Origin of the sequence: Sphaerochaeta sp. S2 (genome assembly GCF_016406725.1) — a bacterium.
Lineage (GTDB): Bacteria > Spirochaetota > Spirochaetia > Sphaerochaetales > Sphaerochaetaceae > Sphaerochaeta.
On the sequence record NZ_JAEKNT010000359.1, the window covers coordinates 1 to 8,781 of the forward strand.

General features: G+C 48.2%; 9 protein-coding genes. 3 read left to right on the top strand and 6 right to left on the bottom strand.

The window, feature by feature from the left end:
* Nucleotides 1–522: 522 nt before the first annotated feature.
* On the top strand, nt 523–1,131 hold the full coding sequence (locus JF818_RS10570) for an N-acetyltransferase (RefSeq protein ID WP_233067280.1): 609 nt from the start codon (nt 523–525) through the stop codon (nt 1,129–1,131).
* On the opposite strand, the gene JF818_RS10575 is transcribed toward JF818_RS10570, so the two are convergent.
* Nucleotides 1,128–2,807, bottom strand: a complete 1,680-nt coding sequence (locus JF818_RS10575) for an MBL fold metallo-hydrolase RNA specificity domain-containing protein (protein WP_198891979.1) — start codon at nt 2,805–2,807, stop codon at nt 1,128–1,130. The genes JF818_RS10570 and JF818_RS10575 overlap by 4 nt on opposite strands.
* 123 nt (nt 2,808–2,930) lie before the next feature.
* Here JF818_RS10575 and JF818_RS10580 point away from each other — a divergent pair, with 123 nt between their 5' ends.
* Both JF818_RS10580 and JF818_RS10585 read left to right on the top strand, forming a co-directional pair.
* Complete coding sequence (locus tag JF818_RS10580) at nt 2,931–3,611, top strand: lactate utilization protein (protein WP_198891980.1); 681 nt, start codon at nt 2,931–2,933, stop codon at nt 3,609–3,611.
* A gap of 12 nt (nt 3,612–3,623) precedes the next feature.
* Nucleotides 3,624–4,814, top strand: coding sequence for an iron-containing alcohol dehydrogenase (locus tag JF818_RS10585; RefSeq protein ID WP_198891981.1), 1,191 nt, complete (start codon nt 3,624–3,626; stop codon nt 4,812–4,814).
* Here JF818_RS10585 and JF818_RS10590 read toward each other — a convergent pair.
* The 5 genes from JF818_RS10590 to JF818_RS10610 form a co-directional block, all read right to left on the bottom strand.
* Entirely contained in the window at nt 4,811–5,791 is a 981-nt protein-coding gene (locus JF818_RS10590) for a hypothetical protein (protein WP_198891982.1), read from the bottom strand. The two genes, JF818_RS10585 and JF818_RS10590, sit on opposite strands and share 4 nt — an antisense overlap.
* A gap of 119 nt (nt 5,792–5,910) precedes the next feature.
* A complete protein-coding gene (locus tag JF818_RS10595; protein ID WP_198891983.1) occupies nt 5,911–6,363 on the bottom strand; it encodes a PTS sugar transporter subunit IIA in 453 nt (150 codons plus the stop codon).
* A 10-nt stretch (nt 6,364–6,373) separates the two neighbouring features.
* Nucleotides 6,374–6,856 (bottom strand): universal stress protein, encoded by a 483-nt coding sequence (locus JF818_RS10600; RefSeq protein ID WP_198891984.1) that lies wholly within the window; start codon nt 6,854–6,856, stop codon nt 6,374–6,376.
* Nucleotides 6,840–7,541: a V-type ATP synthase subunit D gene (locus tag JF818_RS10605; RefSeq protein ID WP_198891985.1), complete on the bottom strand. Its 702-nt coding sequence runs from the start codon at nt 7,539–7,541 to the stop codon at nt 6,840–6,842. The genes JF818_RS10600 and JF818_RS10605 overlap by 17 nt, the downstream gene beginning before the upstream one ends.
* Nucleotides 7,542–7,549: 8 nt before the next feature.
* Nucleotides 7,550–8,781 (bottom strand): V-type ATP synthase subunit B (locus JF818_RS10610; RefSeq protein ID WP_198891986.1); only part of this gene is annotated, 1,232 nt, incomplete at its 5' end.

Below are 8,781 nucleotides of genomic sequence, written 5' to 3' on the forward strand. Positions count from 1 at the left end.
TGAGCCAGGATCAAACTCTCCGTTATAGCATTTCCGGGCCCGAGGGCCCGGCTTACTTACTTATAAGTTTTCCCTGTAATTCTCGCACGAACGTAGCTTTTCAACTATCGTTCTCATTCTTGTGAATTGACTGGGAAGCCCATCTTGGTGGTCTTCCACTGTTCCAATCTCTCTATTCTTCCCTGCGCTAATAACTTTCAATAATCATGGTAAAAACCTAATGTTTACACATCACATTTTCCCATCCCCTCATAAGGGGCGTTCTTTCAGAGTATCCGACATATTCTAATTTCGTCAAGTATCGAGCGATACTTGGTGATTTGAATCAGTCTGTGTTCTCGTTGCCGAACAAGGAGGGATACTAAACCCTAATCCACATTTTGTCCAGCACTTTTTGAAGAAATTTTTCGCTATACTTTTTGAAGAAATTTTTCGCTATTAGGCTAAGTTACCTTATTCCAAGAAATTACATTTTTATTGAGAATTTCCCATAATAGCGATATGGTATGAGGAGGCGAGGAAATGAACATGCAGAACATCAGAACAGTATTACCACAGGATATTCCCTATCTTTACTCAATAGCTCTCAAGACCGCCTTTGCAGGACTTGATGGTACCCCATATTTCAATGATCCATGGTGTGTCGGTCACTACTATGCAGCTCCCTACTTTTTTTATGAACCAGAACTCTGCTTCATAGCGCTTGATGAAAATGGGATACCCTCCGGATATATTGTAGGAACAAGTGACACTGCATCCTATACCTCCTGGCTTCAGAAAACCTGGCTGCCTCCCTTGCAGGAACACTATAACCATCAACAAGTGTTCAAGAGTGAAGCAGAAGAGAGTGTAATCAAAACACTGCTCAAAGGACCTGGACAAGGGATGTGGCAAAATCTGGGGTATCCAGCGCATCTGCATATCGACCTGCTCCCACAGTTGCAAGGCAAGGGCCTTGGGCGGAGCCTCATGGAAACCTTTATAAAAACAGTACAGGAAAAGGGTGTCCCAGGCATCCACCTTGGAGTGGATGGGAGGAACACCCGTGCATATGGTTTCTATGAGAGAATGGGATTTACCATCCTAGAACAACAGAGCTGGGGATCGGTTTTTGGGAAACAGTTGATCTAGTCAGCATCCACTCCCCATTTAATCTTCAAATACTCCAAGTCACTGGCAAGCCTGTTGATTGCATTGGTGAGCCGCTGGGCACGTTTTTCTTCAAGGTTCTTCTCTTTCCCAGCATTTTCCAAGCGCTGCACAACTGAGAGTAGGTTGGCCTCTTGCTTCTTTAGCTCTTCTAAAGCCTCATTTAGCTCACGGAAGTATGGAAGCATGATCTCTTCCATAGGCTCTGCAAGTGGCAATGACTCCTCATTGAGCAAGTCGAACCGTTCCAGAATCTTTGGTGCATATGCCTTGATACCCAGAGTTCTGGATACATAGGAAGCAAACCAAGGGGCAACTTCCTTATCCCCATGAACAATGAAGGCTCGTCTTGGCTCCTTTTTGAAGCTGGTAAGCCATTTCACCAAGCCTTCCTGGTCGGCATGCCCGCTGATACCATGCAACTCATTCACTTCACAACGTACATCAATCTGCTCACCAAAGATGGTGACATGCCTTGCTCCCTCAAGAATGGAACGTCCAAGTGTTCCACCCGCCTGATACCCACTAAAGAGAACCGTACACTCACTTCTCCACAAATTGTGCTTCAAGTGGTGTTTGATCCTTCCCGCCTCACACATGCCACTGGAGCTAATGATCACACAACTTTCCTTTCGTCTGTTCAATGCCTTGGACCCCTCTACATCAGTGATGGTTACCAGGGAGGGGAAAAGAATGGGATTGATACCCTTGTTCACCAGCTCCATGGTTTCATCATCCATATAGCCAAACAAGTTTCCCGCAAACACATGAGTTGCCTTCACCGATAGCGGGCTATCAACAAATACCGGTATCTCATGGACTGTTGGACAGAGCTTTTTCTCAATGATTACCCTCAACAAATAGAGCATCTCCTGTGTCCTACCAACCGCAAAAGCAGGGATTATTACATTACCGCCACGTTTGAAAGTCCGCTCAATGATATCTGCGAGCTCTTGCGCCCTTACCTGAGTGGGAACTGAGTTACCAACAGCATTCTCTGGTTTCTTATGTACCCGGTTTCCATAGGTGGACTCCATCACCACGAAATCAGCGGTATCAATATAGTCTGGGTCCTTGATCAAGGGCTGGTCAAAATTTCCGATATCACCTGAAAATACCAGTTTGCGATTCTCTTTTCCTTCACTGAGCCACATCTCAATGGAAGATGAACCCAGCAGGTGTCCTGCATCATTGAATCGCACCTTGATACCCTCATCGATCGTACAGACCTTCTCATAGTCGCAGGGAGAAAAGAACCCCATGGAATCCTTTGCATCCTCCACTGTATACAGAGGCTCTACACCCTTCTTGCCGGCACGCTTTGCTTTCCGGCTTTTCCACTCCGCCTCCATCTCGTGGATGTGCCCGCTGTCGGCAAGCATGATCTCACACAAGTCCACTGTTGCAGCAGTGCAGAAAATCTTACCCTCGAAGCCCTCCTTCACCAGCAGGGGAATACGTCCACTGTGGTCAATATGGGCATGAGTCAAGAACACATAATCTATGGCGTGTGCATCAAAAGGAAGATTCATCCCCGCTTCTTTCTCATCATTGCCCTGGGGGAGACCACAATCGACAAGCAAATACTTACCGTTCACCTCCACCAGCGTGCAACTACCAGTTACCTGTTGTGCTGCTCCGAAAAACGTAATATGCATAGTGAGTACCTCTCTACTACTACAATACGACTGATGTGCGTATGGCGCAATTGCTAATCAAAATCCGTTGTACCTTGTAATGCAAAGCTTGATTGGGTATCCTAATCAAAAGGGAGAAAGCCTATGGATGCAAATGTAAAAACGAATCGTACCTTGCAGGTTGAACGGACCATCAAGGCACTCAAAAAAAACAATATCGATGCCCGTTTCCTTGAAACGATGGATGAGGTTGTTCCATCTATCACGTCGCTTCTCACAAAAGGAGAAAGTGTTGCAGTTGGAGGTTCTGTGACCCTCAAGGAAACCGGCGTCCTCGATCTCCTGAGGAATGGGGACTACACCTTTTATGACCGTTACAAGCCTGGCCTAGATAAAGAGGGAATCACTGAAGTCATGCACAAGAGCTTCTTTGTTGACACCTATCTTGCCAGTGCCAATGCTGTTACAGAACATGGAGAGTTGTACTGTGTTGATGGAACCAGCAACAGGGTTGCAGCCCTGCTCTACGGCCCGAAGCAGGTAATCCTTGTTGTCTCATGGGATAAGATTGTCCCAGACCTGGTAAGTGCAATCCTTAGGGTCAAGCAGCTTGCAGCCCCTGCCAACGCCAGACGATTGAATACTGGAGCATATTGTGTGGAGAGTGGGAAATGCATCAATGCCCACTGCGATGCAAACAACCTAATGGCTCTCACCGCTGGAGCATGTGAACATACCATCTGTTCGAACTATGTGGTGTTCAGTCACCAGCAAATAGAAGGAAGAATGAAGGTTCTCATCATCGGTGAGAGCCTGGGATACTGATTTGGAGGAATGATGTCAGCAGAATTTACCTATTACGCCCCTACCCGTGTGGTGTTCGGGAAAGATACAGAGAAGCAAGTTGGAACCTTGGTCAAGGAACAGGGTTGCAAGAAGGTCCTTCTTCACTACGGCTCAGAAAGTGCAAAGCGATCAGGATTGCTCGATCGTATCAAGGCTTCTCTGGATGCAGAGCGTATCAACTACGTTGAACTTGGCGGAGTGGTTCCCAACCCACGACTCAGCAAGGTACACGAAGGTATTGAGTTGGGCAAGCGGGAGGGAGTTGATTTCCTGCTCGCAGTGGGTGGTGGTTCAGTCATCGACTCAGCCAAGGCTATTGGTTATGGCTTATACCACGGTGGAGAGGTCTGGGACTTCTACGAACAGAAGCGTCAGGTAGAAGGATGCTACCCTGTTGGTACGGTATTAACCATTGCCGCAGCAGGCAGTGAGATGAGTAGCTCATCGGTCATCACCAATGAAGAGGGAAATCTCAAGCGTGGCCTTAATCATGATTCATCACGATGCAAGTTTGCAATCATGAACCCCGAGTTGACATATACCCTACCACAATACCAGACCATGTGTGGTGCAGCGGACATCATGATGCACACGATGGAGCGTTACTTCATCGTTGGCGATACCATGGATCTGACTGACGAGATCGCAGAAGGCTTGCTTAGAACGGTAGTCAAAGCTGCACTCATCCTGAAAGATCATAATGACGATTACGATGCACGTGCAAACATCATGTGGGCCAGCAGCCTCTCGCATAATGGCTTGACTGGTGCAGGAAACACATCCCGTGGAGATTGGGCTCCTCACCAGTTGGAGCACGAGATGGGTGGCATGTTTGATGTAGCCCACGGTGCAGGACTTGCCGCCATATGGGACAGCTGGGCACGCTATGTCTATACACAGAAACCTGAGCGGTTTGCCAGGTTCGGTAGTGCCGTATTTGGCATGGAGAGAACCAACGATACCATAGCAGATGCATTGAAAGCCATTGAACAGGTCAAGACCTTCTTCAAGAGCATTTCCATGCCCACAAACTTCCGGGAATTGGGGATTGCTCCTACAGAAGAACAGATTGACGAGATGACTCTGAAAGCTACCTTCTTCGGAAAAAGAACCTTGGGTGATTTCCTCGTCTTGGGAGCAAAGGAGATCAAGGATATCTATATGGATGCCAACCAGGGTTAGGTGTCTCTCTCCCAAAGATAGAGCAACAAGTACTGTTCAAGCGTGCGGTGAGGACCTTTTCGATCAGTTTCCCGCCGCATTCTTGCCAGTGCATTTCTCCTTAGGAATGAGCGATACAACCGAACAACCGGCAAGGTGTCTTCACCAGGGCCTTCGAGTTGTTGATCTGGTCTGAGATTCAGTAGCCCAGCCGCTTCACTCCTGCTTACCAAGCGTTCCCCACTCGACCCCATCCATATCTCAAGCTTCCTCTGTTGCTCATAACTTAGAGAGAATAGGAACTCATTGAGTGCGTATACCACTTCATCCTGGCTTCCTTGTTCCTCGAGAAACACATGCCAACGCTGGTCAAGTTGCATTGATAGCTGCAACAGTTCAACGGTACCAAGCAACGTTCCAAGCACAGGCACAAGGGAGTTCCTTGCCTCCCAAAGTTGCTGCAACAATGGAGCGAACACATCAATTTCTGCTCGTGAACGATCTTCCCACATGGTAATCAGTTCATGGCTAGCCTTCCCAACCCAAGTCTCATTCCCTGAACTATCGGAAATGATAGAAATATACAGATCCTCAGCCATCAGGGAAAACAGACAGGCATGGTACTGAGTGAGTACAGCTTCCTTGTACACAGCAAGATACGATTTGTTTTCTGTAATCCTTAGAAGAAAACCATAGAGATGCAACTTGGCAATGGAAAATGAACGCCCCAGTGATGCTTTCACCGGAAGATTGATTACTTCTTCAATACCCTGATTGGTCAATTTGGAAGTCAAGGTCTGCCGATTGCGACCCTCTATAGAGATTCCCAGATCGTAGTCCAGCGAACTCGATCGTTCCACAATGCCTGCAAGGGTATGCAAATCGTCTCTCTTTGATCTCAGCAATGAAGCAAGTGATGTATCCATTGTATCGAGCACAGACTGACATGCGTCAAGCAATACCAACTCAACAGCGGAAAAAGCGCTCTTACCACTCATGTAAAAAACCTACCTACACAATGAGATATCCCACCATAGGATGGAAAGGGGGAAATGTCCAGCACCAAGAAAAAACACCCTCTTGGAGAGAGTGCTTTCCTCTGATGTTACTAAAACGGCTATTCCATGAATAGGCGTACTACCTCATCACTATCCCTGGCTTGTTCAAGCATTCGGCGAAAGACCTGGCTTGTACAGCTACGGGCAATGGAAGCAAGCAGCTCTACGTGCGCGGAAGCTTCCTTTGATGGAGCCAATACCAAGAAAAAGATTCGGCTCTTCTGGCCATCCGGCGCATCGAATTCAACGGGCAATCTGCTTATACCAACCACAAGCGAGACATGTTCCACCACATCACTCTTGGCATGTGGAATGGCTATCCCATTCCCAATGCCGGTGGAGCCAAGACTCTCCCTATCAAGGACAGCGTTCAAGACAGCTTGAAACTGCTCAGATGAATACCCTTTTGCCTTTGCCATCACTTCCACAAGTTCCGTGATCACACCCTGCTTATCGGTGTGCATGAGGGGCACTTTCACCAAATCCCTGTCCAATACATCCAGTACATTCATGCAAAGCTCCTTATGCTTCAAACTCCAGCCAGATATCGTCATCATCCCTGACTACCAGTACAGGGCAAGGGGAGGTACGCAGCATCCTGTCAGTCTCACTGGCAAGCTCCTCGCGTCGGGAACGGATATCAGTGACCCCTCCCAACACCAGCAAATCTGCCTTTGAAGACTTCAACAACTCTTTCATCACTACGTGCACAGTACCTTCCAGTTTAATCGTTTCTATGATTACTTGCTTCTGCTGGGCAAGACGGGAGGCATGCCGTAGATACCTGTCAGCATCCAATTGTAGGTCGCGTTGGTACTCATCACGTTCCACTGTCACAAATATGCCTGCCTTGACCAATTCGCTCAAGGCTCTGGTATTCACAACATACGCGGCGGTCAGTTTTGCATCGTGTTCCTTGGCCAGCTTGATGCCATACATGATTGCTGTCATCGAACTCTCTGAACCATCCTGGTACACGACGATCTGCTTAAATGGAACTCCCATGCAAACCTCCCTGTGATTTCATCGTATCATCATCTTCTGAAGTGGTCAAAGCCTGCACCGCTGCCTTGGCGTTCTCCATCCTATCCTTCACAACCTTCAGCAGGATAAAATTCTCCCGCTCCTGCTCCTCAATGCGGGAACGCATCCAGGCAATGGTCTCCTTGTTTTCAGGGATGACTATCTTCTCGAGTGCATTGACCTTTTTGATGGTCTTCTTTACTTCCTTGGCCAATCTCATGATGGATACTTTGAGCTCGGCAAGCCTTCCCATCAACTGCAATGTCGTCCGATACCGATCAATCGATAACTCACTCAAGATACTGGTATCCTCACTGCTGAAGTAGGGACTGTGGTCGGAGAAGGAGGTATCGACCTTGGGAACCGTGACCCCCATAACTCTCCTTGAGCCCAATTCAATGGAATAGTCGATATTGACGGCTCCTGCAAGATTGCCTACCCTAAGCCGGCCCATCTGCATGATTGCATCACTAAGTGATTTCTGTGCCTCACCCAATGCATGAACAACCCTACCCTCATAATCAACTGCTTGGTCCACGAGGGTCAGAAGTTCAACAATGAGTATGGACCGTTTCTGGTCCAGCAACTCATAGCCGAGCTGGGCAAACTTGAGATCTTCACTGAGTTTGAGCAAATTGCTCCGGGTAGGAGCAAGTGTGGTATTCAAGACTCCTCCTATCTGCCGTAATGTTCGGCAATCTCCTCATCGGTGAGACGCTGAAGCTCTTCTGAAGGTAGTTTTCCCAGAGCCTCCCAACCAAGATCGAGCGTCTGTTCAATACTCCTGTCCTCATCGAACCGTTGGTTTACAAATCGCTTCTCAAAGAAGTTTCCGAATTCTAGATACTGTTGGTCGAGGGTGGTCAACTCCTCTTCCCCGATAACCGAAGCAAGGTTCTGCACATCCTTGACATGGCTGTAAGAGGCAAAAAGCTGGTTGGCAAGGTGGGGATGGTCGTCCCTGGTCATGCCTTCTCCGATACCATCCTTCATCAGACGGGAGAGGGAAGGAAGACAGTTGATCGGTGGATAAATACCCCTGGCCTGCATCCCTCGCTCAAATACAATCTGTCCCTCTGTGATATAACCGGTCAAATCTGGTACCGGATGACTGATATCATCGTTGGGCATTGAGAGAATCGGCAACTGTGTTATGGAACCAGAGCGTCCGCTGATCTTCCCGGAACGTTCATAAATCTCAGCAAGATTGGAGTACAAGTAGCCTGGATACCCTTTTCTCGAGGGAATCTCACCACGCATGGTCCCAATCTCTCTCAGAGACTCACAGTAGTTGGTCATATCGGTCATAATCACCAATACTTGCTTCCCTTTGTCAAAAGCCAGATGCTCAGCAAGGGTCAACGCTGTCTTGGGGGTAATGGTTCGCTCAATGGAAGGGTCATCGGCCAAGGAGAGGAAGAGAGCAACGTTGTCCAGTACTCCGGTCTCCTCAAAGCTGTCAATGAAGAAACGGGCAACGTCATACTTGACCCCCATGGCTGCAAAGACTATGCAAAAATCCCCTTCACTTCCCCTAACTTTTGCCTGACGGGCAATCTGCGCGGCAAGTTGGTTATGGTCCAGACCGTTCCCACTGAAAATGGGGAGCTTCTGGCCTTGGATCAAGGTTGTCATTCCATCAATGACAGAAATACCGGTCTGGATGAAATCCCTGGGATACTCACGAGCTGTTGGATTGATCGGTTCCCCGTTCACATCCCGTTCAGCGAATCCGTGTACGGTCCCTGAACCGTCCCTGCTCTTGCCCAAACCGTTCATAACCCGACCAAGCATCTGCTCAGAAACCGGCAAGGTAAGGGGCTCACCCATGAATCGCATTCCCGTGCCAGGAAGTGTCAGGTTGTCAGTCCCCTCAAAGACCTGGATTACAACAACCTCATCACTGG